The 21,805-nt window shown below is 59.8% G+C and carries 28 protein-coding genes; 23 read left to right on the forward strand and 5 right to left on the reverse strand.

Annotated features, from left to right (window positions below; genetic code table 11):
- Positions 1–115: 115 nt before the first annotated feature.
- The gene (locus GGR23_RS06010; RefSeq protein ID WP_183365261.1) at positions 116–619 is read right to left on the reverse strand and encodes a hypothetical protein; all 504 of its coding nucleotides are present in this window, start codon (positions 617–619) and stop codon (positions 116–118) included.
- Positions 616–2,031, reverse strand: a complete 1,416-nt coding sequence (locus GGR23_RS06015; protein WP_183365262.1) for a replication initiation protein — start codon at positions 2,029–2,031, stop codon at positions 616–618. Before GGR23_RS06015 ends, GGR23_RS06010 begins: the two co-directional genes overlap by 4 nt.
- A gap of 731 nt (positions 2,032–2,762) precedes the next feature.
- Here GGR23_RS06015 and GGR23_RS06020 point away from each other — a divergent pair.
- The 9 genes from GGR23_RS06020 to GGR23_RS06060 all read left to right on the forward strand — a co-directional run bounded on the left by GGR23_RS06020 (position 2,763) and on the right by GGR23_RS06060 (position 8,671).
- Positions 2,763–3,185, forward strand: a complete 423-nt coding sequence (locus GGR23_RS06020) for a hypothetical protein (RefSeq protein ID WP_183365263.1) — start codon at positions 2,763–2,765, stop codon at positions 3,183–3,185.
- A gap of 399 nt (positions 3,186–3,584) precedes the next feature.
- Complete coding sequence (locus tag GGR23_RS06025) at positions 3,585–4,175, forward strand: hypothetical protein (protein WP_183365264.1); 591 nt, start codon at positions 3,585–3,587, stop codon at positions 4,173–4,175.
- 1 nt (position 4,176) lies between these two features.
- Entirely contained in the window at positions 4,177–4,461 is a 285-nt protein-coding gene (locus GGR23_RS06030) for a hypothetical protein (protein ID WP_183365265.1), read from the forward strand.
- Positions 4,461–4,754, forward strand: coding sequence for a hypothetical protein (locus tag GGR23_RS06035; RefSeq protein WP_183365266.1), 294 nt, complete (start codon positions 4,461–4,463; stop codon positions 4,752–4,754). The genes GGR23_RS06030 and GGR23_RS06035 overlap by 1 nt, the downstream gene beginning before the upstream one ends.
- 130 nt (positions 4,755–4,884) lie before the next feature.
- The gene (locus GGR23_RS06040; protein ID WP_183365267.1) at positions 4,885–5,622 is read left to right on the forward strand and encodes a hypothetical protein; all 738 of its coding nucleotides are present in this window, start codon (positions 4,885–4,887) and stop codon (positions 5,620–5,622) included.
- Positions 5,623–5,687: 65 nt separating this feature from the next.
- Complete coding sequence (locus GGR23_RS06045) at positions 5,688–7,043, forward strand: hypothetical protein (protein ID WP_183365268.1); 1,356 nt, start codon at positions 5,688–5,690, stop codon at positions 7,041–7,043.
- Positions 7,044–7,232: 189 nt separating this feature from the next.
- Entirely contained in the window at positions 7,233–7,586 is a 354-nt protein-coding gene (locus GGR23_RS06050; protein ID WP_183365269.1) for a hypothetical protein, read from the forward strand.
- A gap of 2 nt (positions 7,587–7,588) precedes the next feature.
- Complete coding sequence (locus GGR23_RS06055; RefSeq protein ID WP_183365270.1) at positions 7,589–7,918, forward strand: hypothetical protein; 330 nt, start codon at positions 7,589–7,591, stop codon at positions 7,916–7,918.
- An 87-nt stretch (positions 7,919–8,005) separates the two neighbouring features.
- A complete protein-coding gene (locus GGR23_RS06060; protein ID WP_183365271.1) occupies positions 8,006–8,671 on the forward strand; it encodes a nucleotidyltransferase family protein in 666 nt (221 codons plus the stop codon).
- Here the strand turns inward: GGR23_RS06060 and GGR23_RS06065 are convergent.
- The 3 genes from GGR23_RS06065 to GGR23_RS06075 form a co-directional block, all read right to left on the reverse strand.
- On the reverse strand, positions 8,623–9,498 hold the full coding sequence (locus GGR23_RS06065) for a nucleotidyl transferase AbiEii/AbiGii toxin family protein (protein ID WP_183365272.1): 876 nt from the start codon (positions 9,496–9,498) through the stop codon (positions 8,623–8,625). The genes GGR23_RS06060 and GGR23_RS06065 overlap by 49 nt on opposite strands.
- Before the next feature lie 90 nt (positions 9,499–9,588).
- The gene (locus GGR23_RS06070) at positions 9,589–10,302 is read right to left on the reverse strand and encodes a helix-turn-helix domain-containing protein (protein WP_183365273.1); all 714 of its coding nucleotides are present in this window, start codon (positions 10,300–10,302) and stop codon (positions 9,589–9,591) included.
- A 62-nt stretch (positions 10,303–10,364) separates the two neighbouring features.
- A complete protein-coding gene (locus GGR23_RS06075) occupies positions 10,365–10,763 on the reverse strand; it encodes a hypothetical protein (protein WP_183365274.1) in 399 nt (132 codons plus the stop codon).
- A gap of 141 nt (positions 10,764–10,904) precedes the next feature.
- On the opposite strand from GGR23_RS06075, the gene GGR23_RS06080 reads away from it, so the two are divergent.
- From GGR23_RS06080 to GGR23_RS06145, 14 genes are all read left to right on the forward strand, one after another.
- A complete protein-coding gene (locus GGR23_RS06080; RefSeq protein WP_183365275.1) occupies positions 10,905–11,390 on the forward strand; it encodes a hypothetical protein in 486 nt (161 codons plus the stop codon).
- 157 nt (positions 11,391–11,547) lie between these two features.
- A complete protein-coding gene (locus tag GGR23_RS06085; protein ID WP_183365276.1) occupies positions 11,548–12,180 on the forward strand; it encodes a hypothetical protein in 633 nt (210 codons plus the stop codon).
- Positions 12,177–12,581, forward strand: coding sequence for a hypothetical protein (locus GGR23_RS06090; protein ID WP_183365277.1), 405 nt, complete (start codon positions 12,177–12,179; stop codon positions 12,579–12,581). The genes GGR23_RS06085 and GGR23_RS06090 overlap by 4 nt, the downstream gene beginning before the upstream one ends.
- On the forward strand, positions 12,578–12,808 hold the full coding sequence (locus tag GGR23_RS06095; RefSeq protein WP_183365278.1) for a hypothetical protein: 231 nt from the start codon (positions 12,578–12,580) through the stop codon (positions 12,806–12,808). The genes GGR23_RS06090 and GGR23_RS06095 overlap by 4 nt, the downstream gene beginning before the upstream one ends.
- Before the next feature lie 177 nt (positions 12,809–12,985).
- The gene (locus tag GGR23_RS06100) at positions 12,986–13,609 is read left to right on the forward strand and encodes a terminase small subunit (protein WP_183365279.1); all 624 of its coding nucleotides are present in this window, start codon (positions 12,986–12,988) and stop codon (positions 13,607–13,609) included.
- A 4-nt stretch (positions 13,610–13,613) separates the two neighbouring features.
- Positions 13,614–15,842: a terminase gpA endonuclease subunit gene (locus GGR23_RS06105; protein ID WP_183365280.1), complete on the forward strand. Its 2,229-nt coding sequence runs from the start codon at positions 13,614–13,616 to the stop codon at positions 15,840–15,842.
- A 10-nt stretch (positions 15,843–15,852) separates the two neighbouring features.
- Positions 15,853–16,107 carry a hypothetical protein gene (locus tag GGR23_RS06110; protein ID WP_183365281.1) on the forward strand — a complete coding sequence of 85 codons (255 nt, stop codon included), beginning with the start codon at positions 15,853–15,855 and terminating at the stop codon, positions 16,105–16,107.
- 2 nt (positions 16,108–16,109) lie between these two features.
- Positions 16,110–17,702 (forward strand): phage portal protein, encoded by a 1,593-nt coding sequence (locus GGR23_RS06115; protein WP_183365282.1) that lies wholly within the window; start codon positions 16,110–16,112, stop codon positions 17,700–17,702.
- A gap of 220 nt (positions 17,703–17,922) precedes the next feature.
- Positions 17,923–18,375: a hypothetical protein gene (locus tag GGR23_RS06120; RefSeq protein ID WP_183365283.1), complete on the forward strand. Its 453-nt coding sequence runs from the start codon at positions 17,923–17,925 to the stop codon at positions 18,373–18,375.
- On the forward strand, positions 18,375–18,740 hold the full coding sequence (locus tag GGR23_RS06125) for a hypothetical protein (RefSeq protein WP_183365284.1): 366 nt from the start codon (positions 18,375–18,377) through the stop codon (positions 18,738–18,740). Before GGR23_RS06120 ends, GGR23_RS06125 begins: the two co-directional genes overlap by 1 nt.
- 109 nt (positions 18,741–18,849) lie before the next feature.
- On the forward strand, positions 18,850–19,962 hold the full coding sequence (locus GGR23_RS06130) for a hypothetical protein (protein ID WP_183365285.1): 1,113 nt from the start codon (positions 18,850–18,852) through the stop codon (positions 19,960–19,962).
- Positions 19,963–19,989: 27 nt separating this feature from the next.
- Complete coding sequence (locus tag GGR23_RS06135) at positions 19,990–20,358, forward strand: head decoration protein (protein WP_183365286.1); 369 nt, start codon at positions 19,990–19,992, stop codon at positions 20,356–20,358.
- Between the two features lie 36 nt (positions 20,359–20,394).
- A complete protein-coding gene (locus tag GGR23_RS06140) occupies positions 20,395–21,396 on the forward strand; it encodes a major capsid protein (RefSeq protein WP_183365287.1) in 1,002 nt (333 codons plus the stop codon).
- 82 nt (positions 21,397–21,478) lie between these two features.
- Positions 21,479–21,805, forward strand: a complete 327-nt coding sequence (locus GGR23_RS06145) for a type 2 periplasmic-binding domain-containing protein (RefSeq protein WP_183365288.1) — start codon at positions 21,479–21,481, stop codon at positions 21,803–21,805.

Consider the following 21,805-nt stretch of genomic DNA (forward strand, 5'->3'; position numbering starts at 1 on the left):
GAAATTGACGTCGCGGTTAACAGGACGCGATCGATGCGAAAATCCCCGGTGTTGCCGGGGCTTGGATAGTTAAAGGGTCATGATGATCGGAGCGGTGCAGATAGTATTTCACTGATCAGACAGTGAACTTGGCTCTGCGTATCTCTTTCAGCTCCTGTTGCGCTGCGCGGACGTCCCCGACCGTGTACCCCATGAGGCGGTGCCCAACGTCGATGATCCACGACAGCGCCTCTTCATGAGTGAACAGGTGGTACCCCATCGCAGGTTCCGTGCGTCCGAAGACAGCGGCAAAGGGGTCCCCTTCACGCCGCGTGTAGAGACCGATTGGCGAGTCCTCGATGATCCGCACGAAGCAATTTCTCATCGGCAGCATGATCGCGTTCATCTGCTCCTTCGAGTAGCCTAAGCACTTGTGCATGATTCCGGTCATCTCGGCGATTTCCTGTCTATAGAAATAGATGACGTGTGAGCTTGGAGGCTCTTTCATGTTGTTGATGTAGCTCGCCAGTCTCTCCTTGAGGACTTCAAGACGGGCGCGGTAGTCGTCGAGATCATACGCGCTCTCTGCCTTGGCTTGCGAAGCGATGGCGGCGGCAAGTGCTTTCTTCGTGATCTTCATTTCAGGAACTCCGCTTCTTCAAAAATCTGGCTGTAGTGCGAGAACAGCATCTCAACGTCGGACTGCGAGCACGGCACGCGGAAGTCCTGGCTCACAACCGAGGTGCCTTCCTTCCACTCCAGTCGGAAGACCTTCTCGACCGATCCGGTCCAGCCGACCGTCCGCTTCAGGAATGGGATCACGTCCTTCTTTACGAACGCCGGGTCAGTCTCGTCCGTAAGACGCATCCGGATCACTGCCACTCTGTCGAAGTCGATCTCTTCTTCAGCCGTCTGCGACCATTCAAGGAACGCTTCGGTGGCTCCGACCTCGCGAATGCGCTTCTGGACTTCGGTGTCTGTCGAGACGGCATCGATCCACTGCGCGGCGAGAACGGTGACCGAGATCCCGCTGGCCGTCGCGGCTTGACGCAGCGCACTGTCGCCTGGCATCTCGTCGGCGATGTCGACCGTCCTGTCCTTGGCGCGGCGGCGCAGCTTCGTACGATCTGACTTCGACATCGGCGCAAGAGCAGCTTCCTCGATGACACGGCGCATCTCACCGACCGTGATCACGATAGCGGTCACCGGCCGTCCACGCGTCGGCGCATGGCGGTATTCGATTTCGATCCCGAAGCGGCGAACGTGAGCTTTAATGTCATCAATAACTGGACGCAGGCAGCGGCTCTCGAAGTTGGAGAAGCGGAACGCACCCGACGGCTTCCACCCGAGTTCGTCGGCGAGTTGCTCAGGAGTGTAGACCAGCGGATGACGGACGTCGCGCCCGGCGTAGAGCGCGAGCTTCGGGTAGATTCTGGCCGTGTATTTCGAGCTGAAGCGCGGGAACGCACCCAGCTCCAGATGCGTGTACTGCCGGGCTGCCGCGATCACTTTCCGGACGGAAGGATGCATCACAAAAGACAGGTGGCGGCTGCCGTCTTGCAGCACGACTTCCTCACACTGCATCAGCTGGATGCGTCGTCCGATGCGCTGAACCCCTTGATCGAGGAAGTCGTAGCTGACCCAGGTAGAGGAAAGAGCGTCGACGTATTCGCGGATGCGCGAGGATTTCTCGACGCCGAGATAGGCCTTCACGTCTGCGAAAGAGATCAGGTGCTCGTCGCGCTCTTTCATTTCGAGCCGTGCGTGCGCCATCGCGTATTCATAGAGAGCCGCCGCGTTTGCTGTCATAGCGTCTGCAGGCGTATCGGCTTCGCGGTCGCCGTAGTATTTTACGGACGTAATCAGCTCTGCTGGCTTCTCGACCATAGGCTCTTCGCGGATGTCAGGACGCTCGGTTGCGAGTACCTTTTTGAGATCGCCACGGACGCCGCGGCGCTGTAGCCCGTAGCTTTCTTCACGGGAACGAAAGTGTGTGACCGCTTTCTGTCCCTCGGATCGCTCGACGCGTTGTTTGAAGTAGGTTGAAGACATTGAGTTCCCCTTTCGTTCATTCAATGCTGCCTGCCGGCGGAAACAGGGACAAGGTCTTCGCTACATTTTGTCCGACGCGTAGCCGAGACATCGAGAGGAGCGGGGTCGGCATGACAAAGTGTGACAGAGTCACTCGGCTACAGATCGGCCGCCGTGTAGCTCAAAGGTCAAAATGTAGCTGAGACGTGGCTGTGAGCGGTCAAAATGTAGGCAAGACAAGTTGACGAGCGCAGTTGGCGTAAGGCCGCTCGGCTCCGGAGGCCGATGGAATACTAAAGGAATAGAAAGGATGCTGCCGCTCACGTAGTGATGAACGTGGTGGTCCGGTGGATCCCGTAGTGACGGTGACGCGGGGGATGAACGGTGTTTCGGACGCACGGCGGACAAAATGTAGCTGAAAGGTCAAAGTGTAGCTAAGACGTGCCGTTTGGCGGTCAAAGTGTAGTAAAGACAAGTTGACGGCGGCAGGTGCCGTCTGGTCTCCCGGCGACGACGGCTCATGGAATTCTAAGAGAATAGAAAGGGTGCTGAAAAGGCGCGTCTTGAGCCGAAGCGGCGACACCGTGGCTGGTGTTTTTTCTTTCTCCTTGCGGAGACGTGATACGCTACGCGCTGCTCCGCTCGATCAGCTGCCGCAGCTTCACCTCGACCGTCGAGCGTGCCGCCGGCGCATCTCTTTTGTCTCTTGCATCGCCGTACGCGAGACTTCCCGTAGTGATGGGAGGTGGATCATGCCAAGACGTGCAGACGAGAGGAACGAGACTGGACGTGCCGCGACGGAGCGGTGGAGGAAGGGTCTGCGCGCGCGTGGTGCTCCTGAAGCGTGTCACGTCGATACGGCCGTTGCGGCTGCGGTTGCCGTGGCACTGGCAAAGGCCCAGTCCGAAGGACACGACGTTCCTGCCGCGCTCAAGTGCGTGATCGCAGACGCGCTCAAGCTCCTCAAGTCCCGCGGCTATGACAGCGGACTTTCCACCAAAGCCGCGATGAGACGTCTACTCGCACGTCGCGACCGTTCCGCGCTCGTGTCGGCAGTGTCCGGCAAGCTCAAGCGCTTCTCTACGAAACCTGAATCAACGGACGTCTCTCCGCATTACTTCTTACTTGAGAAACGAATTTCTGACGATTCACGTAGTGACGGGGAGGAAGCGTGATGAGGTATAACCCTTTCGCAATTCGCCGCTCCGTCGATCCTCGGCACCCAGCCGTCGTAGAAGCACTACACGTCCTTGCGATGGTCGCCGCGGAAGATGCGGATTATGCTAAGGCACAGAACGGCGTTGGTTTCAGCAAGTCCGACTCTCCGAAAGGTCACAGCTTCGCGCAGCTCAGCCCTGAGCAAGTCCTCTCATCGGACACGCTCACGTCCGACGTTCTCCGCCTCGCCGCGCGCTACCGACGGCAAGCCAGTCGCGTTGGTCAAGGAACGCTGCTGTAACGTGCGGGTAAATCGTCTCAAGTTGCGTACATCCGATTCAGCCCTTCCACTCTCTCCGCCGCCGGCGATTGAATCTTTCACCAGATCCTCCTGAAATCATCGCAGGAGGATTCACATGACTATCAAATCCGCAGAGCCGCACACGATCGCACCACGTCTCGGGTATCTCGAAGACAAAGTCGACTATCTTGCTTCGCGTTCCGGCGGCGACGGTGGCACGGATCCTTCGCCGCTGCTCGAAAAACTCTGGAAAGCCACGCTGCTCGGCGCCACGACGGACGGCTCTTTCTCAGAAACGCCGTGGAATGACCCGCCGCTCTACGATCCGGAAACGGTCGGCTCGCTGCACATGACTGTTTTCGGGGCGGTATACGGTTCCCAGAATGCGCAGGCCTGCCAAGATGGCTACGGCATGTACGGCAAGATTTTCGGACTCATCTCGCCGGAGTGGTCTCCATCCGCGCTCGGTTTCCGACCTCTGGTCGAAGACATCTATTACGGCGGCCCCGACGTTGGCAGCTTCCGATCCGCTGGAGTATCTCTCAGCCGATCAATCTGGCACGACGACGCCTCGATGCTCGGATCCGACCGTCCCTCGACCATCATCGGCCGGATCGAAGCCCTTCGCGCCGACCTTGAGCAGCTTGCGAACAGTATGGAAGCCGAGATCGAACGTCTCGACAATGCGATCAGCGGAATGCACTGACATGAACCGCACTGACCGCACTCTCATCATCTCGACGTCCGTCGCCGCCGCCGCGCTCCTCGTTGCCTACGGCGTGGTTCCGGCTGTCTGTGCGGTCCTGCTTGCTCTTTATGCCCGTGAGCACATGCTCCGCACCGCCGCGACGTCGGCTCTCCGTCAGCTGGCCGTGCAGCTCGAGTACGAGGCCTCATCGCGCCGCCGCCTAGAAGACATGCTCGAGTCCAGGTTCCTCATGCGCGGCCTAAGTGACATCTTCGGAACCGACGACAAAGGGAGCCTGCACTGATGAGCGACTTCACGCCCAGACAGGCAGTAGACGCGTACCTCGGCGGCGAAGCGCTCGACCCGTTCGTCCTGCGCGCTGCCGTTGCGCAGCTGGTCGCGGCGTACGACGAGGTAACCGATCTCGCATTCGACGCGGTAGACGACCCCATGAACGCGAAAGCCTTCGGCGAGCTCGCGACCGAACTGCTGCACCAGCAAACGCTGCTCGAGGATTTCTTGGTCTCGACCGACGCTGTCACTGCTCTGCCGGATCTCATCCGGAGTCGTCCGACACGGAAAACGACGCGAGTTTGAGAATGTGCTTGCGCCGGTGAGCGCCGACAGCAATCATCAGAAGGCACAAAGTCCTTGTGCGCTTCCGAACTGCCCCCGTCGAGCGACCCCAAGCGCTCCGGGGGCTATCTTTTTTCTAGGGAGTACGCACATGGAATTTACGTTCGATACACGACAGCTGCAGTTCGCTTTCACGAAGCTGGAGAAGAAAGCACTTCCCGCTGCACAGGCAGGTTTCCTGAACGGCATTGCCTTCGCGGCTCGCAAACAGCTGCTGTCGCACGCCGACAAGACCATCGAAGGAAAACCTACCCCGTGGACGAAGAAAGGATTCGTCGTCGACAAGGCCGTGCCGGGCAAGGCTCCTGAGGCCGCGGTACGTATCCAGCCGCAGCAGGCCGCGTACATGACCTACCTGATCAGTGGCGGCACCCGGCATGCCGGAGATCCGGGTGCGACGAAATTCGACGTCCGCGTCGAGGGCGCGAAAGACGGCCTAAACTCATTCGGCAACATGAAGAAGAACTACCTGCGTCAGGTGGCTCGGAAGGCGAAGACTGAGAAGACAAAACGAGCGCGGCTTGCCAAAAAGCGTGAAAACCTCCGAAAAAAGGGACTGTCCACGGCACCGGCCCGGTGGATGAACAACAACCCTTCGGGCAAGCCGGGCATCTTCTTCGGCAAGATCGGAGCCAAGCGAGGCTACTGGGAGCGTGCGCGAATGCATGACGGAGACTACAAGATCAAGTTGCTGGTCGCGTTCTCCGACGACGCGAAGTATCGTCCGACTTTCGCGTGGAACGACGAGATCATGAAGTCGATCAGGATACAGAACACAACCAAGCTGTTTGATGCTGAGCTGGCGAGAGCGCTGAAGACGATCTCTTAGCGTTTACCGATCCCTAATGCCACACGAGATATGTCTCTCACTGATACAACAGTGGGAGACATACCATGCCGCTAGTCGAAGGCAGATGGTTGGGTTGGCGCCGTGATCCCGCTCCGAAGGAACCGACACCGAAGCCGCCAGCCATGCGCGTCGTCGAAGTCTACTCCGGACTGGGTCTCGGCATCGGGCTTGCCGCGGGTGGCATGCGGGTTATCCAAGGATTCGATGTCGGCCTCACGCGGGACATCCTGCTGCGCTCCGGTGTCGAAGTCCAAGACTTCGCGAGCCTGAGTACCGTGGCGGATACCGTGCGTCTCGCGAGAGCAGACGTCGTCGCCGGGTATCTGCTGACGGAGCGCCAAGCATCGGATCTCTTATACCTTGCAGGCATGACGCGCACAGAGTGGATCATCGCGATCTCGCCTGCCCGACGTGTGTCCGACATCAGCCCTTGGCTATGGCAGTACGGCTACGGCGTGACGTCGCTCCGCTGCCGCGCTACTGCATACGGATCCGGTGACGGTGGAGAATACGATATCACGATCGCTAGACAGCTCGACCGCGACCAGTCGCTGCTCGACAGCCTGCTTCGGAGGCAGACAAAGGATCCGGTAAAGTTGCCTCCGCACCTGCTCCATGCATCGTCCGTTGAACGCATAGCGGCGCGAAAGGGCCTTCCGAGAGGCATTTCCCTTCAGCGGACTGAATCCGAACTGGCTGTCGTTGAAAGTGCATGCCCTACGATGCTGCCATATCAGATCTCCCAGATTGTCATCGCCCGACACGATGGTGTCGACATGCCATTGCCGGATCGCGCCACCTATGACGGCTTCATAGCTGAGACTCTGGCCAAGTCGGAAGGAAAGCCGAGGGACATCACGGACAGAACGCTCGCGAATTTCTTTTCACGCCTGAGAAACGGGCGCGATTTGCTGCGCGGCCGCACATATCATCGGGAATCGGACGAAGAAGAGGTGCTGGAAGCCGCTGTCGTCGAGTTCAACGCGTGGTTCGAAAAGCAAGACCCGCCGCCGCCGAAGCTGAAGTCGATCTCACCTTCTGTCATGTCGGACTACAAGTCGGCTTTGAGGTGGGATCGTCGATTGTGGGAAAGCCAGCATCCATCTGACCGAAAAGATCCGCCGCCTCCGGCAGGACAGAAACCTAAGCGTCGCATGGCGCCCAGCTGGTATTCATTCTCATTTAGTGAACGCTTCATCCCTCCGCCTCCGCCGCGCGAGCCTGGCAAGCCACTGAACTTTAATCGTCTCCTCAGTTCATCATCGACACCGGAGGACGATATCGACGACGTCTACGCAGACGATGATGGATATGAGATCAGAAACGGGAAGTTGAGGCGCAAGGGCACGAAGCGCGGTCGTCCACCCGGCAGCCGGAACAAAGCGAAGCCGAAAACTTGAGACATGCGCCGCCGGCGCGGATCCTTGTGGTTACAAACCGCGTGGAGGCCGCCGTTGCAGTCCATACCTAACATCGAATCCTTCCCGATATGGGATACGACACCCGCCCCGCGGCCTCGCCGCACTGACTGGGTGACAGTCGGCTCATCGTACGACGTCGCGCTGCTTATCCAGTTGTGGTCGCGCGTCATGCAGAGCCGCCTGTGGGAGATCCCTGATTCTGACAGCATAGCCTGGGATCTGGCCGACGTCCTGCTCCAGGGCTACCGCCGAGACACCGTTCGCGTCGTCGACGGCATGCTCCAGATCGACCGCCGTCATCTGCGAGAGCTGCGCGATCAGGCTGATTGGCTCCTGGACTACATCACCGACGAACATGGCGACCATCGGTACGTCTGGTGCCGCGATGTCGGCGACTACGTGCGTGTGAGCGACGAGCAGCCGGTGACCGATCTCGATGATGCGAGAAGGGTGATCCCGACGATAGAGGGTATCCGCGAAGTCGCGGCCGAGAACGTGATCAAATTCCAGAAGAGAGTGTGACCATGGCGAAGAGAAGCACGAAAACCGTACCAGCCCCAGTCGAAGCCGCCCCAGCTCCGGAGACGACCTATCTCCCTTCGCCGGTGGCCACGCTCCTGAGCACTCCGAAGACGCGCGCGGAGATCGCGCTGCGCGATGCCGTACGTTCACGTTTGCTGGCCGTCGAAGCGTCTGTTGGAGAATTCATCCAAGAGAAGCAGGCAGAAGGATTCAGCATGCAGGAGATCGATCAGCTGTATGCGGTCGAGCTTCCCATCTCGCTTGCGTATCAGACTGACGGCGGACGCATCCGTGTGCGGTGCGACGCCCAGATCGTCGAGCGGGCATCGTAGCTGCTCACAGTCTGCCAACCTTGTAGCAACGCGTAGCCGCCCACGAGGCGGCTATACTATTTTCGCGAATGTAGTATAACGGCTTTCATGAAGCCGCTCGATTTCATGTTTCAGACCCTCCTCGCGGAACTCGGTCAGCAGCTCGCCGACGTCGCCCCCACGAACTGGCCGCTGTCATCGCGCGTGGTGCCGGTGACCGTCCGCGGAGCGAAATACTGGTATCTCGATGACAAAGGCACGAGGACGTATCTCGGCCCTGCTTCCGATGCCGACCTGACCCAGCGCGTCGAAGCCTTCCAGCGGGAGAAAGACGGCTACCGCCAGCGGAAGCGCCTAGTGGCTACGCTAGTCCGTCAGGCATACCTCCCGACCGTCCCGGCCGACAACGCGGCGCAGGTTCGTGCGCTGCCGTCAGGCTCGGTGATCGACGGCGACGTCGCTTATCTTGTCTATAGCGGCCTTCTAGGCATGCGGCTACCGCCGCTCCAGCGCGATCCCGTTCTTGAGACGACCGAGGAGCCGTTCCTGGTCGAAGAGCGCGTGCGCGGCATTCTGCTGGCCGACGGCGGCATTGGCGTGCTGGTTCCGGATCCCGCGCGGTGGGGCGTGTGGCAGCGTGAACGCGGAAACGCCCGCGGCGAGGTTGTGCTGCGGGCGATGGAGGCGGTGAGGATGGGGTATGAGATCGAGGCCGCGGAAGAGGCTTACGGCGTGTATGTGAAAGCAGGTTCGCGCTCGAGCAGCGGACCGTAGAAGTCGGCCAGCTCGTCGACGACCTCGCCCAGATCCTGTGGCATTCCGGTGATCCTGTTCTTCGTCAGGTGGCGCTGCCAGTCGACCTGCCGCATGTCCGCGTATTCGCTAGAAAGACCTACCGGAAGTCCTTCAGGAAGGTCGGTGGAGCGCTGACGGAAAGTATGCTCGATGGCAGCCCGGATCGTCTCCCGGTCGAAGCCGCGGCGGGACAGGACGAGGAGGTCTCGGTAGTCCTTCAGGCGCGTGTTCGTGAGGCCGCGTACGACGATGGAGTGCAACTTCTCGGCCATGGAGTATTCGAACGGCTGTGCCTTGATCGTCTGCGACGACTGCCCCTCGATCTGGGGGCGGATACGAAGCTCGCGCAGCCCGACCGGAGGCTCTCCGCCGATGCCGACGTCTGCATACGTCGACACGCGCACCTTGCCGAGATGGCCGACGATGTGAACGCGCAGCCCGTTGTGCTCTCCGTGTTCATGCTCGAGGACGGAAGTCTTCGAGACTTCGAAGACCCAGCCGTCGTTGTCCTCGATCTGGAATGCCTTCCGGAAGAGAGACAGGATCTCGTCGTGCGTCTCGCCCTCATAGGAATGCAGGTCGATGTCGGCCGTGGGGCGGTTCATGTCCGCCATGTTTGGGCACCAGTGATAGAGGCAGCCCCCGGTGACGACTAGGTGTTCGGACTCTTCGTATGCATAAAGACGGCATGCGATCCGCTCCTGTGCGAGCTTCTGCAGCGCCTGCGGGACGTCCTGTCCGCGTGCCTTGGCCTTTGCCTTGACCTTCTCCGCTATTCGATCTCCAAGTGCGACTTCGTGCGACATGACGTTTCTCCTCCCAAGCGATCCCGTAGTGATCGTGAGAGGATGTTTCGTCGGCGGCTTGCATGGGACAAAGCCGCCGGCCGGCGGCGGTCAGTCGTCTTCGTTATCGGCGCGCAGTTCGGCTACGTCTGCTCGAGCGCGATCCGACAGATGATGCCTGATCTCGTCGAGAGCGGCGGGACTACGCGCGCTGGCTCGCTGCCGGACGACCGTCATATCCGGAGGTGTCTCGGACAGGTCTACGGCACCTTGAAAAGCCTCCGAGACGTCGTCTCCGTATCCTGCGTGCAGTGAGTGCACGGCGAGCTCGATCAGCGTCCGCTCCGGAGATGCGATGCGGTATGGTCTGCCGTCAGCATCGATCCGGCACTCAACACCCCAGGGCAGTCCGTCGGTCTCGAACCACTCCAAGTCAAAGTTTTCCCACTTCTTCGGCTTCTGGAGCCGTGTAGGCTGTGCGAGCTGGCGGAATCCGTTGGAGTTAGCGCTCGTCCAGCCGCGCGCGATCGCGGAAGACATGCACGTGATGTGGGCTAGCGGGAATGCCTCGCAGATGGCGGCGAAGTCGGCCTGGGCAGCATACGAGTCCAAGTTCAGCGCATCTTCGCCGCCGGTGACCCGCGTCGACCGGATCCACGCTTGAGCACGTTCGGCGATGCCGTCTTTCACGCCGACTTCTTCTGTCCGGATGCGCTTGACGGTTCTCTCGGAGATGCCGAGCACGGCAGCAGCTTGCGGCGCCGAAAGCCCGGACGCAGAGAGCCACCGATGGAAATCCGCGTTGTTCCACACCCGCTTGACCATGTGCCGCCTCCATTCCGTTCTGTCACTGGGTGACAGAATAGTGTCACCCAGTCAACGAAATGTTAAAACGCCGATCCGCGCTTCAGATCCCGGTGATACCGCGCCACAATCTCGCGTGCCGCCCAGTCATGGAACGAGTAGGCCAGCCGCCGCATGATCTCGCGGCTGCGCTCTCGCCCTTCGGCAGGGAGGTTGTCTTCGCCGATGCAGTATGACACCAGCCCTGGCCTCACCGCCTTGAAGTCGCCGCTTCCCGCGAAGATGCGGATGTCAGGAGGGCTGTGTAGGGACACGACGATCTTCATCCCGGCATCGCGTGCGACGTCGAAGAAGTCGACAGGCTCTCCGATCGGATGCGCGATAAGCCGCGGTGGTGGGATCGGCGAGACGTCCAGGTAGCCAAGGGCGTGGAGGTGCGCGATTTTTTCGGCGGTGGTAGCCGTTACGTGGATATCGGTCATCGGCTCCTCACATTTGGTATCCGCTTCCTCACCACCGTAGCTAGCGGCAGGATGCACATCAACCGCGAAATCGCATGCGGATTGGAAGATGCGCCGCCGGCAGGCACGCTTGCTCTTAGACACCATCAGAAGGAGGATTTGATGTCTGAGATCACAAAAGAGGAAGCGATCAGGCGTACCGTCGTCGCGCAGATGATCGTTGCGGAGTGCCAGGCGGCTGAAGCGCTGCGGGATCAGCAGCCGCGCGGAGCGTCGACGGTAAACGACGACAATCTGTTCGAAGGGGTTGACTATACCCCAGAGCGCGGCTGGAGCATCCCGCAGGGTGACGATGGCAATGAGCTTCAGCCGACGACGGTGACTACCCTGCCGGAAGGTTGTGATCTTCCAAACGGCTCGCCAGTGACCGAGATCGTCACTCCTCCAGGATACGAGATCACAAGCCATGAGGCCGAGATCACAGGGCTGATCTGGAAAGTGCTTCCGGACGAGGGCGATGCCGCGGGCAGCAAGAATGCAGGTGTTACTGGTCTCAGCGGTGACACTGGACCCAAAGGCATGCCTGGAAAGTACGCACTCAGTCTCATCAGAAAGTACCCGGACGGCACGTTCGAACGCATCTCCTGACGTCGCCGATCCAAAAACGGGATCGATCAGTCCACCAAATGGATCACAGCCGCCTCTCCGGGCGGCTTTTTCGTGCCCGAGCGCTGCCGGCGTTTTGAGGGTGCGCCGCCGGCAGGCATGCTGAGTAGGAATTGTAGGAATTCGTTGGGAGGCGGCGATGGGTGTGATCAGGTGGGTGGATCTTAGTGTTGGACGTAAGGTGGAGGTTGAGGGTTACCTCGGCGCACGCAGGATCTGCAAAGTCGTGAATTTCGGCGAAAGGCCTGCACACAACCGCATTTTCCGTCTGATAATCGAAACCGAGTTCCCCAGAGACAGGGTGGAGTTCGGGGACGGGTGGCTCCTCTGTGACAGTGTGGAAGACGGCAAGAGCCGAGCCGAAGACATTCTTTATGACTGGATGGAGGAGGCAGGTCTCGCTTCGCAGGAAGATCTCGATGCAGCGAGAGACGCTCTCGCAGAGTACGGCGAAGAGGTCATGGCGATGGGCTATCTCGAGCAGAAAGTCGACGCACTCAAGCAGAGCAACGAGGATCTGAAGAAGGAGATAGAATACGCCAACAGGCGGTACGCCACTCTGCACGAGACCTACCTCAAGCGAATGGATCACCTTATCGCACGGTACGAAGACGTCGCGCGTCTGGAGGCTGAGAACGAGCGTCTCAGGGAGGAGAATTCGGTGCTGCGTAGAAGCTCGGCATTCGCTAGTGCCAGAGCGCAGAGATACGCCGGGACGTGGGAGCAGTGGATGAATCCTGTGAGCAAATGCGGCCCGGCAGGTGATGTATGAAGCTCGTAACATGGCACGAATTCATCTCCATGCCAGCCGGAACGGTCTACAGCCGAGCGAGCATTGACATCGAGGATCTGCGGATCAAGGGCGACACGCTCGATACGCAGGACTTTCACGAGACCTCTCTTCTGCCCGGCATCTACGACGCTTACGCGGTAATGGATGTCCCAGTAGGCGGTTCAGATGACCCCGATCTGGTCATGACGCATCCGAGCGGATGGGGGCGTGACGGCATGTGGGAAAAGAACGCTCGCTTCTTCATCTGGGAGAAGGAAGACCGCGAACGTCTCGCGCGCTGGCTGCTGGATCCCGAGGCTTTCGCGGACAGCGACGAGGTCAACGAGGACAACGTGCGCTGGATGGGCGCGTGGGGAGACATCAAGGGAGGTAGGGCATGACACCTGAGCTGTGGATGATCGAAGAAATGAAGAAGATCGAGCAGTCCTGGGGCAGAGGAAAGTTCCTGAATATTGAACGTCGTGCGGCAGATGCGGCCAACCACCTCCTCGGCGAGGAGGTATGGGAAGACCTGCGTGTAGTGACACTGATACACGACGCCGAAAGGCTCGGAGACGATGATTTCTGCACGTTCGTAGAAAACTATTCCTCGCCGTCAACAGAATAGCGCCGCCGGAGGCTCCTGAGGGGGTTGGCGGCGTGCGGGTAATTTGCGACCGCAGGCTGTCTCTCGGTGCGAAAATTTTTCCAAAGCTTCAACATCAGCACCCCCTCAGCTACTGAATTGAATCTTGCAGACGACGGCCTTCCAATGACCTTGGAATCATTGGGAGTTTTGCGTTTCATGGCGCGTAGAAAATCAAAGGATCCGATCCTGCAGGATGCGAAAAGCGAGCAGGAAAGCGAAGACATCGTCAGCATCCCCCCGGATGACACAGCACCCCTGACGTCGAAAAGCGAAGCGGCGAAGCTCCGGCTCGTTTCTGTAAAGCAGTGTGCAATGCTGCTCAACCGAGACCGGAACACCATCCAGAAATGGCTCGACCAGGGCTGTCCATTCGTAACCAAGGCTGACCGCGACCGCGGCATTGCATGGGAACTGGACGTCGCCGACGTCGTGAAATGGTTGGAGGAACGTGCTGCCAAGAGCGTTGCCGAGAAATTTGGTGATCCGAACGACAAGACGTCCAAGGAAGAGGGAGATCGCCGCAAGTCGGTTGCTGCCGCGGTCATGGCAGAGCTGGACATGCTCGAGCGGCTGAAGTCAGTGGTTCCGGTCTCGTCTGTGCTTGAGCTGTGGTCGAAGGACTACAACGAGGTACGCGCGAAGGTGATGAGCCTTCCTGAAATTCTGGCCGTGAACGTGGATCCATCGATCGCCGGTGCAGTGCGCGTACTTGCCGACAAGCACTGCCGCGCCGTCCTCGAAAAGCTGAAGACGAAGGACACGATCCTGAAGTGGAAGTGAGCCGATGCTCCAACTCGATCACTCCATCATCGCCGGAGACGTCCTCGTAGACCTAGAGGACGGCATCGTGGCTCTGTATTCGGGTGTCGCCGACTTGCGCGCGAACATCCTGCAGCCTCCCGCGGCTATGGATCCGGTGACCTGGATCCGCAAGAACATCGATCTTCCGAAATCGAAGACCGAGAAGCAGGGAGAACTTATCCTTACGGGGTACCAGCGCGAATTCGTTCGTCTGTATTTCGAAGAGGAAACCACCGAAATCGTGGTCACGAAGGGCACCCGCGTGGGGATGTCGCTGCTCCTGTCTGCGATGGCCGCCTACATCATCTGCTACCTCGGCGAATCCGTCACGATTGCGCAGCCGACGGAGAAGGACGCAGAGCAGTATTACAAGGAGCGCATCGAGCCGCTGTTCGAGATGTGTGAGGCTCTCGGGGCTCTCCGAAGGAAACCACGCCGTGGAGAGAGACAGGATACATGGGATCTTATCGAATTCAGCAACGGCGCTGTACTCCGCCTCGTCGGAGCGGCCTCTGACGACAACTTCCGCCGCTATGGCTCGAAGCACAACTGGGGGGACGAGTACTCTGCGGAAGGATGGGCGCCTACCGCGAAGTCCCAAGGTGAGAAGGCGGAACTGTTCAAGGAGCGTGGAGGCGAGTTCACCAACCCCAAGCTCGTCCTTATTTCGTCGCCTCTCGGCAAGGACAACTGCCGTACCACGGCACGCTATGCCGAGTCCGACCAGCAGGATCCGCACGCATGCTGCCCCCACTGCAACCATGCCCAGATCTTCGAATGGGGAGACAAGGACACGCCGTACGGTTTCAAGATCATTCGCGATGCCCATGGCTTCGTCGACAAGGTCTACTACGAGTGCGTCAACTGCCACGAGCCGATCTATGAACACACGCAGTTCCCCGAGCCGGTGACTGTGGGCGACAAGATCTGTCTGTCTCACAAAGACTATCTGGACGCCACGCTTCACTACAAGCCGTCGACACCTTGGAAGAAGAAGGGTCGCAGAGGGATGTACATCCCCCAATGGTTTTCGCCGAATGGTCGCGCTACTTGGAAAGTCATCGCTGAAGAGTTTCTCGCGAAGAGAAACAATCCCGACGAGATGAAGACGTGGGTCAACAACGCTAAGGGCGTGGCCTACGATGACTTCACGACTTCCTCAATGGATGCCTCCGCAGCCGCCGACATGATCCGGCCTTATCCGGCAGAAGTACCGGACGACGTCGTGCTGCTCATTCTTGCGGGAGACACTCAGACGAACAAGGAAGGCTCCCATCTCGAGACCGTCGCATCCAGGGAATGCACGGGCATGGGCTTCAACCGCTACGGGCAGGTCAGGATCATTGGACACTGGATCATTCCCGGAGAGCCAGGCGATCCGGCGGCAGATGCTGAAGTTACCAAGCTCATGACCCGGAAGTTTAAAAAGCGCGACGGAAGTGAGTGGGGCTTCATCGCGAAGGTTTTTGACATGGGCGGAGACTATCCGGATGAGATCCGGAAGTTCTGTAACAGCTTCCCACGCAGCATGAACGTATGGGCGATCAAGGGCAACAACGGTGTCAAAGGTACCCGCAAGGCAACCGTTTGGCCGAAGAAGGTTTCGAAGAATACCGCGACTGCTGCCGAGCATTACACCATCGACTCCCATGGTGCTCGCGACGCCGCATTTCGATTGCTGATGATGCGTGGCGATAAGGCCATGTGGATCCCGCAGTCCATGCCGCTGGATTATCACACCAAGTTGTTCTGCGAGGAGCGCAAGCGCATCAACGGAGGGCTGTGGTGGAAGCCGAAGCCGAAACGAAGAGCCGAGGAAGAGTGGATGTGTTTGGCTTACGGCGTTGCTGCTCTGAAGGGACTGCAGACGTCTTATCTCCGCTGGCGTGATTTGAATCTTGCAGCCAAGCAGCTCGGAATCCCGGAAGTGCCGCACGATCCTGAGACGGGCGAAATCTACGAGGACTATACAGGCCCGGATCTTTCCGCCCACGCGATCGAGCTGCTGAGCGCAGGTGTCGCTCTTTCGAAAGCTGCCGTAGGCGCACCGCTTCCGAAGTCCTCACCCGCGCGATCGGCGAAAGCGCAAGCCGCGGATCGAGTGGTTGATCCGCCTCAGGCTCCGGTCGCGCAGCCGCCTAAGAGTACGCCTGTCGAGGTACAGCCTCGCCGGGTCATGAAACAGATCAAGGCGCAGTGGCCGCGGCGGTAACGAGGGAAACATGGCGAGCAGGAAATTTGAGTTCTGGAGTGCGCTGGAGATCCGGGAGGCGATCATCGCTCTCGAGCAGGGCATCTCCACCGGAGCAGCATCGGTATCGACACAAGGCCCCGGCGGCGGCTCGGTAACGTGGACGTCGCGAGAGAACTACAACGCGCTGCTTGATGAACTCTACGCGGCGTGGGATCGCAAGAACGGCGCCGACACCAAGCCCGCCCTTACCCAGTTCCGTCAGATCTCGAAGAGAGGGTACTGATCATGGCTACCCGCTCGACGCCACGTCCCGTCAAGACCCCGAAGATCGCCAAGCGCTCGCCGACTGTATCACCTGCTCGCATCGGGTCGATGAAGCAAGTGAGGTACGATCTCGGCTACGGAGGCTTCGGAGCCTCCCGCTCCTACTACGAAGCCGCCAGCAACAGCCCATCCTTCGAGTTTGCACCCGACTACGGCCCGAACTCCGCTAACGGCGAGCTGGAGAAGATCCGCCGCCGGTCCCGCTGGACGTTCGCCAACGACGGCTTCTATGCCAACGCATGCCGTCAGATCGCGAACAATGTGATCGGCTACGGTATCAAGCCGCGGATCAAGGATCCGGTTCTCCGCAAGCTGTGGCGGAAATGGGAGAAGGAAGCAGACGCGCGCGGCGTGCTCGACCTTCACCTCATGGCCCACGCGCTCTGGGTTTCGACGCCGCGCGACGGCGAAGTCTTCGTTCGCGTTCGTCCACGCCGCAAGGAAGACATGAAGTCCGGCGTGCCGTTCCAGCTTCAGATCCTTGAAGCGGACTACGTCCCGATCGAGAAGAACGAAGTCGCTCCAAACGGGAACCTGATCATCTCCGGAATCGAAAAAGACCAGATCGACCGGGTGCAGGCTTACTGGATGTACGACTATCACCCCAAGGATTTCGCGCGTCTCGACAAGCGCAGTCTGCTTCCGAAGCGGGTTCCGGCGAACGACGTTCTGCATGTATACCGTCCCGACCGCTTTGAAGCTATGCGCGGCGTGCCTTGGGGTGCTCCAGCCCTCAACAAAGCCGAATCCCTGAAGACGTACGATGAGGCAGAGGTCGAGCGGAAAAAGGGGCAGGCCATGCATGGCGGCTTCATCACGCCTCCGGTCGGCGAAGACGGCAAGGCTGTCATGTCGGTCGACGGCCAGGACGCTGCAGGCATTGATTTCCACGGTATGTCACCGGGCACGTGGACGATCACGCCTGCCGGATATCAGATCACGCTGTCGCAGCCACAGGGAAACGATGCCAACTACCCCCTTTTCCGCAGGGAGGGCATGACCGAGGTCGCCGTTAGCTTCGGCCTGTCCGTCGAGCACGTCACGCTCAACTTCGAGAAGCTTAATGACCGCCAGTGGCGTGCCAACAATCTCGAAGTGACGCGCGCCATCGAGTCCTATCAGGAGATTGCGATCTCGCAGTTCTACCGCCCGATCTGGCAGCGGTTCGTCGAAGCCTGCTACCTCGCAGAACTCTGGCAGCCAGAGGCTGGCAAGACCGTCGCCGACTACTACGACATCGAATACATGCCACCGGCACGCGGTCACATTCATCCAGTTCAAGAAGTCGCCGCCCTCAGGGAGGCAATTCGGATCGGAGTACTGAGCCGCAAGCGAGTTGCTTCCATGTACGGCGACGACGTCGAGGACATCGACGAAGAGAACGCGCTCGACCAGCAGAGAGCTATGAAGCTGGGTCTTCGTTACGACGTGTATAGCGCACTCGAAGGGATGGACTTCAATGCCATCCTGCAGTCGACACTGATCGAGGACACGCTCGAAGAACTCGATACCAGTGGCGCTTCCGACCCCGGCTCGATCATGTCGGCTGGATAATCCCAAAGTTTCTTCAAAAAAAGTTTGCGGACCGGAGCAAAAGGGCACCGGTCCGCTTCTTCTTGGAATCCTTAAATAATCGATTTACACGAAATTTTCAGTGGAAATGGGATTCCTAGTTTTGACGTTTTAGTAAGCATTTTCAATGGCAAAGCCTGTTGACAACGCACGATTTCACGCGTCATCGTCGGCCGTCATCAACGCCAAGTACGGAGTTAAAATGGCTTTGATCCCTCTCGACTACCTGCCTGTCCTCGACACCATCAGCCACGCTCAGTCTCTTTCGGATGCCGTCAAAGCGAGCACCGCCGATCTCATTCAGTACCTCCAGGAACTCGTCGACGATGGCGGCGACGGACCCCTGTTCGACTACGCCAAGCAGGCGGCGCTGGTGATCGACTGGTCGGACACCAGCCCGAGTTTTCCGGAGGTTCACTTCGAAGAAGCGCCCGGAGATCTCGGACGTCAGGGGGTCGTCTTGCACCGCGCCGCAGTCCGGTTCGACGTTATGGATCTCGTCCGCGGCACCGCTTTCGACGGAGACTTGGTCGATATCGTTGTCCTCCTGCAGGGCGAGCGCTGGACGAGCATCTGCGAAAACATGGCGCTGCTGCACTACGGCGGCATGCTCGCGGACTTCTACAACATGACCGCCAAGAAGGAGGCCGCGTAATGGCTATGCACTCTAAGTCCAAGCCGTTCGTCGGTGTCCACGTCCTGATCGGGAAGGTCGACGATGACGTCCTGCGCAAGCTCTCGCTCTGCCTGAGCGATTTCCTTCTTGACCGCGATGTCGCTGAAGGAGAGCGGATCTGCACGGGGCAGTTGTCCATCTTCGTCTCCGCGCGTGAAGCGAGCGAGGGCATGTTGTGGGTCGAGATGACCGTCTGCCACCAGCAGCGCGCCGACGAGATCAGCGATGTCGTGTACAGGCACGACGTTCGCGAGCGGTCGTCTCTTTTTCACATCGCGGACTTCTTGGAGACCCGCGAATGGGCTGACCAGTTCTTTAAAATCGCTGCCGCCGTGCACGGCTAAGCCTCCCAAGAAGCCCCCACACCGGGGGCTTCTTCTTTTTCCGGGTGTCGTCTCGAATCTTGCAGACACCTGCCGCAGGCTCGTCTCAGCATCCAAAACGAGACGACGTATGCCACGATCCGCCACGACATCGCAGAAGACTGACCAGCGTGCCACCGCACCTGGCCACGTCCGCGCGTTTGCGGGTGCGCCGACCTCCGTCGACGAAGCCACGCGCAGTTTTGACATCGTGATCACGACCGAGACACCCGTTGTGCGCTGCATTCCGGATCCCCGTGTTCCGCGTTCTTCCGACCCCTTCTCCGGCACGTACATCGAAGTCGGCGAGGTTCTGGTAGCGGCAGGCATCGACCTGAGCCGTGCTCCGCGCATGCCGTTTGTCGACTGTCACGACACGTATACGAGCATCGACAAGATTCTCGGCAAAGTGGACGACATCCGTGTCGAAGGCACTGCCATTGTCGGCCGCGTGACGCTGACCCGAAAGCGTGCCGACCTGCTGCCGGACATCGTCGACGGTTTCTACGGTCAGATCTCCGCCGGGTACTTCTACGACGACAAGGACACCGAACTTGTCGAGCAGCCCGACGGCGGCATGCCGCTCCTGTTGGTGAAGCGCTGGACGCTTACCGAAGCCTCCGCAGTTCCCGTCGCCGCCGATCCCAACGCTTTCATCCGGAGCCTTGGCTCCCGAGCTGCTCCTGAAGCGGCAGCCCCCAGTGAGGAGAAACCCATGGACATCGAAGAAATCATCGCCGCTGCAGAAGAGGCGGCAGCCGCTGCCGACGCCGCCCTCGAAGCCGCTGAAGAAGCAGTCGGCGCCGACGGCACTGCAGAAGAGCTGGTTGAGCGCGTCAAGGCTCTGCGAGGCAAGCGTACCGAGGAAGACACCGCTGCCGCTGCAGAAGACGAGCAGAAGCCGAAGCCGGAAGACACCGCCGCAGAGGGCGAGCGTGCCGACGATGCCGAGATGACCGACGAAGAGAAGAAAGACGTCGAAAACGTCCGCAGCATCGCCAAGGGCTACGGCCTCGACGGTCTCGTCAGCGATCTCCGAGCACTGGGTGCCAAGCCAGCTCAGATCCGCGCAGCCGTCTCGAAGTCCATCGCCGAGCGCGGCGCCCCGGCGGCTTCCGATCCCGTCGTCGTCAAGACCCCGGTTCGGTCGGCAGTCGAAGCCTTCAACCCATCCGCCGTCTACGCGGCCAGAAACAAGCGCTAAGCGGCGCTCAAACCCAGGAGAAATCACATGGCTACTGTACTCACCCAGGGCAAGGCTGACGAAGGCTTCATCGTCGGACAGCTCGAACACGGCCTGAGCCGTGAAACCGTCAAGCTGGCAGCTGGCAGCTACGCACCCGGATCCGTCGTGATGTCCGACGAAGGCGGCAACTACGTCCTTGCCACGCAGACCCTTGTCGATGCGGACGTAGACGGCGACGCGACCTATGCGGTCGTCCTCCGCGCATGCTCCGGCACTTCTGCCTTTGACGCTGCCGTCCTCGCCGACGTTGCCGCGGTCAAGGATTCGGAACTGGTGCTCGGTGCCGGTCTCACCGTCGCGGAAGTGAAGCCGCTTCTCGCCAAGTCCAAGATCAAGATCCGCCACGCCGTCTAAGCGTTGCGAGAACAAAACACGAACAGGAGTTCAAAAATGAGCCTCGCAAACGTCTTCAAGAGCGACATCTTCAGCTTCACTTCGCTGACTGCCGCCATCAACATGGTGCCCCCGCAGCCGACTTCGGTTGACGGCTTCGCGACTTTCGCTGAGTCCGGCGTGAACACGCTGACCGTGACCGTCGAAGAGAAGGATGGCCGTATCGGCATCGTGAAGTCCGCTCCACGCGGCTCCGTCGGCCGTGGCATCTCCTCCAAGCAGCGCCGCGCACGCGCTTTCACCGTGCCGCACTATCCGACCTATGACCAGATCCTCGCTTCCGAGATCCAGGGCGTTCGCGCCTTCGGCAGCGACAACCAGATGGAAACGGTCGAGGCCAAGCTGGCCGAGAAGCGCGGCGACATGCTCGCCGACCTGAACAACACGATCAACATGGGCAAGTGGGGTGCCATCGCAGGCGTTCTCTACGATGCTGATGGCTCGGTTCTCTACGACTGGCACTCCGAATTCGGAGTTGCCCGCAACGAGATCTCGATCGATCTCACGAACCCGAACCTCAACCTTCGCGACGAGATGATCAAAGCGAAGCGCCAGGCTGAGAAGGAACTCGGCGGTTACACTTTCAGCAAGTTCACCGTCGCTCTTCCGGCTGGTGTTTTCGACGCCTTCGTGTCGCATGTCTCCCTGAAGGAGGCCTACGATCGTTGGCAGGACGGTGCCTTCCTCCGTGCCGACAACCGCAAGGGCTTCATGATCGCCGACAACATCGAGATCAAGAGCGTCGACATCACCGACCTCGGCAACGGCCTGACGACCATTCCGGACGATGAAGGCTACATGATCCCCGACGCAAACGGCCTCCTGAAGGTCAACTACGCTCCGGCCGACACCATGGAAGCCGCGAACACCATCGGTCTTCCGTACTACGCGATGTCCGAACCGATGCCGTTCGGCAAGGGTGTCGAACTCGCCGCCGAGACGAACTTCATCGCCTACGCCGAGAAGCCCCGCGCCATCGTCCGCATCCTCTTCTCGTAACCGAGGAGAGCATAGCCAGCGGGAGGTTTGCCTCCTTCTCCTCCCGCTGGCTCCCCTATTCCTTCCATCTCGGAGCGCTCCCATGACCAATACCATTGACACCGCTGTCAGCACCGTGGGCGACGCCTTCCAGGCTCTCACGCTCGATAGCGCAAAAGTTTCCACGCACTCCGTCGCCTCTCTTTCTTCGGATACGCTGCACGATCTAGCGGAGGACACCACGCTCATCATGATCTCGGTTGGCACCGAAGGATCCGGCGTGCTCGTCTACCGCGGCGATGCTTTCACGACCTCCAAGAGCTGGCATCTCCGCCCCGGAGACCATCCATTCAACGTACCCGGCGGCAGCCGCACGCTGCGTTTCCGCGCCGTCGACGAGCTGACGACCGTCAAGATCATGGAGAACTGA

Origin of the sequence: Gellertiella hungarica (assembly GCF_014197145.1) — a bacterium.
Taxonomy (GTDB): Bacteria; Pseudomonadota; Alphaproteobacteria; order Rhizobiales; family Rhizobiaceae; genus Gellertiella; species Gellertiella hungarica.

Bases quoted from the DNA above. Each gene is read 5' to 3' on its own strand.
- GGR23_RS06095 (WP_183365278.1), top strand. From the start codon at position 12,578: ATGACACCTGAGCTGTGGATGATCGAAGAAATGAAGAAGATCGAGCAG.
- GGR23_RS06130 (WP_183365285.1), top strand. From the start codon at position 18,850: ATGCCACGATCCGCCACGACATCGCAGAAGACTGACCAGCGTGCCACC.
- GGR23_RS06125 (WP_183365284.1), top strand. From the start codon at position 18,375: ATGGCTATGCACTCTAAGTCCAAGCCGTTCGTCGGTGTCCACGTCCTG.
- GGR23_RS06080 (WP_183365275.1), top strand. From the start codon at position 10,905: ATGTCTGAGATCACAAAAGAGGAAGCGATCAGGCGTACCGTCGTCGCG.
- GGR23_RS06090 (WP_183365277.1), top strand. From the start codon at position 12,177: ATGAAGCTCGTAACATGGCACGAATTCATCTCCATGCCAGCCGGAACG.
- GGR23_RS06020 (WP_183365263.1), top strand. From the start codon at position 2,763: ATGCCAAGACGTGCAGACGAGAGGAACGAGACTGGACGTGCCGCGACG.
- GGR23_RS06105 (WP_183365280.1), top strand. From the start codon at position 13,614: ATGCTCCAACTCGATCACTCCATCATCGCCGGAGACGTCCTCGTAGAC.
- GGR23_RS06015 (WP_183365262.1), bottom strand. From the start codon at position 2,031: ATGTCTTCAACCTACTTCAAACAACGCGTCGAGCGATCCGAGGGACAG.
- GGR23_RS06045 (WP_183365268.1), top strand. From the start codon at position 5,688: ATGCCGCTAGTCGAAGGCAGATGGTTGGGTTGGCGCCGTGATCCCGCT.
- GGR23_RS06050 (WP_183365269.1), top strand. From the start codon at position 7,233: ATGCAGAGCCGCCTGTGGGAGATCCCTGATTCTGACAGCATAGCCTGG.
- GGR23_RS06030 (WP_183365265.1), top strand. From the start codon at position 4,177: ATGAACCGCACTGACCGCACTCTCATCATCTCGACGTCCGTCGCCGCC.
- GGR23_RS06110 (WP_183365281.1), top strand. From the start codon at position 15,853: ATGGCGAGCAGGAAATTTGAGTTCTGGAGTGCGCTGGAGATCCGGGAG.
- GGR23_RS06040 (WP_183365267.1), top strand. From the start codon at position 4,885: ATGGAATTTACGTTCGATACACGACAGCTGCAGTTCGCTTTCACGAAG.
- GGR23_RS06135 (WP_183365286.1), top strand. From the start codon at position 19,990: ATGGCTACTGTACTCACCCAGGGCAAGGCTGACGAAGGCTTCATCGTC.
- GGR23_RS06120 (WP_183365283.1), top strand. From the start codon at position 17,923: ATGGCTTTGATCCCTCTCGACTACCTGCCTGTCCTCGACACCATCAGC.
- GGR23_RS06025 (WP_183365264.1), top strand. From the start codon at position 3,585: ATGACTATCAAATCCGCAGAGCCGCACACGATCGCACCACGTCTCGGG.
- GGR23_RS06145 (WP_183365288.1), top strand. From the start codon at position 21,479: ATGACCAATACCATTGACACCGCTGTCAGCACCGTGGGCGACGCCTTC.
- GGR23_RS06010 (WP_183365261.1), bottom strand. From the start codon at position 619: ATGAAGATCACGAAGAAAGCACTTGCCGCCGCCATCGCTTCGCAAGCC.
- GGR23_RS06065 (WP_183365272.1), bottom strand. From the start codon at position 9,498: ATGTCGCACGAAGTCGCACTTGGAGATCGAATAGCGGAGAAGGTCAAG.
- GGR23_RS06085 (WP_183365276.1), top strand. From the start codon at position 11,548: ATGGGTGTGATCAGGTGGGTGGATCTTAGTGTTGGACGTAAGGTGGAG.
- GGR23_RS06035 (WP_183365266.1), top strand. From the start codon at position 4,461: ATGAGCGACTTCACGCCCAGACAGGCAGTAGACGCGTACCTCGGCGGC.
- GGR23_RS06100 (WP_183365279.1), top strand. From the start codon at position 12,986: ATGGCGCGTAGAAAATCAAAGGATCCGATCCTGCAGGATGCGAAAAGC.
- GGR23_RS06115 (WP_183365282.1), top strand. From the start codon at position 16,110: ATGGCTACCCGCTCGACGCCACGTCCCGTCAAGACCCCGAAGATCGCC.
- GGR23_RS06075 (WP_183365274.1), bottom strand. From the start codon at position 10,763: ATGACCGATATCCACGTAACGGCTACCACCGCCGAAAAAATCGCGCAC.
- GGR23_RS06055 (WP_183365270.1), top strand. From the start codon at position 7,589: ATGGCGAAGAGAAGCACGAAAACCGTACCAGCCCCAGTCGAAGCCGCC.
- GGR23_RS06060 (WP_183365271.1), top strand. From the start codon at position 8,006: ATGAAGCCGCTCGATTTCATGTTTCAGACCCTCCTCGCGGAACTCGGT.
- GGR23_RS06070 (WP_183365273.1), bottom strand. From the start codon at position 10,302: ATGGTCAAGCGGGTGTGGAACAACGCGGATTTCCATCGGTGGCTCTCT.
- GGR23_RS06140 (WP_183365287.1), top strand. From the start codon at position 20,395: ATGAGCCTCGCAAACGTCTTCAAGAGCGACATCTTCAGCTTCACTTCG.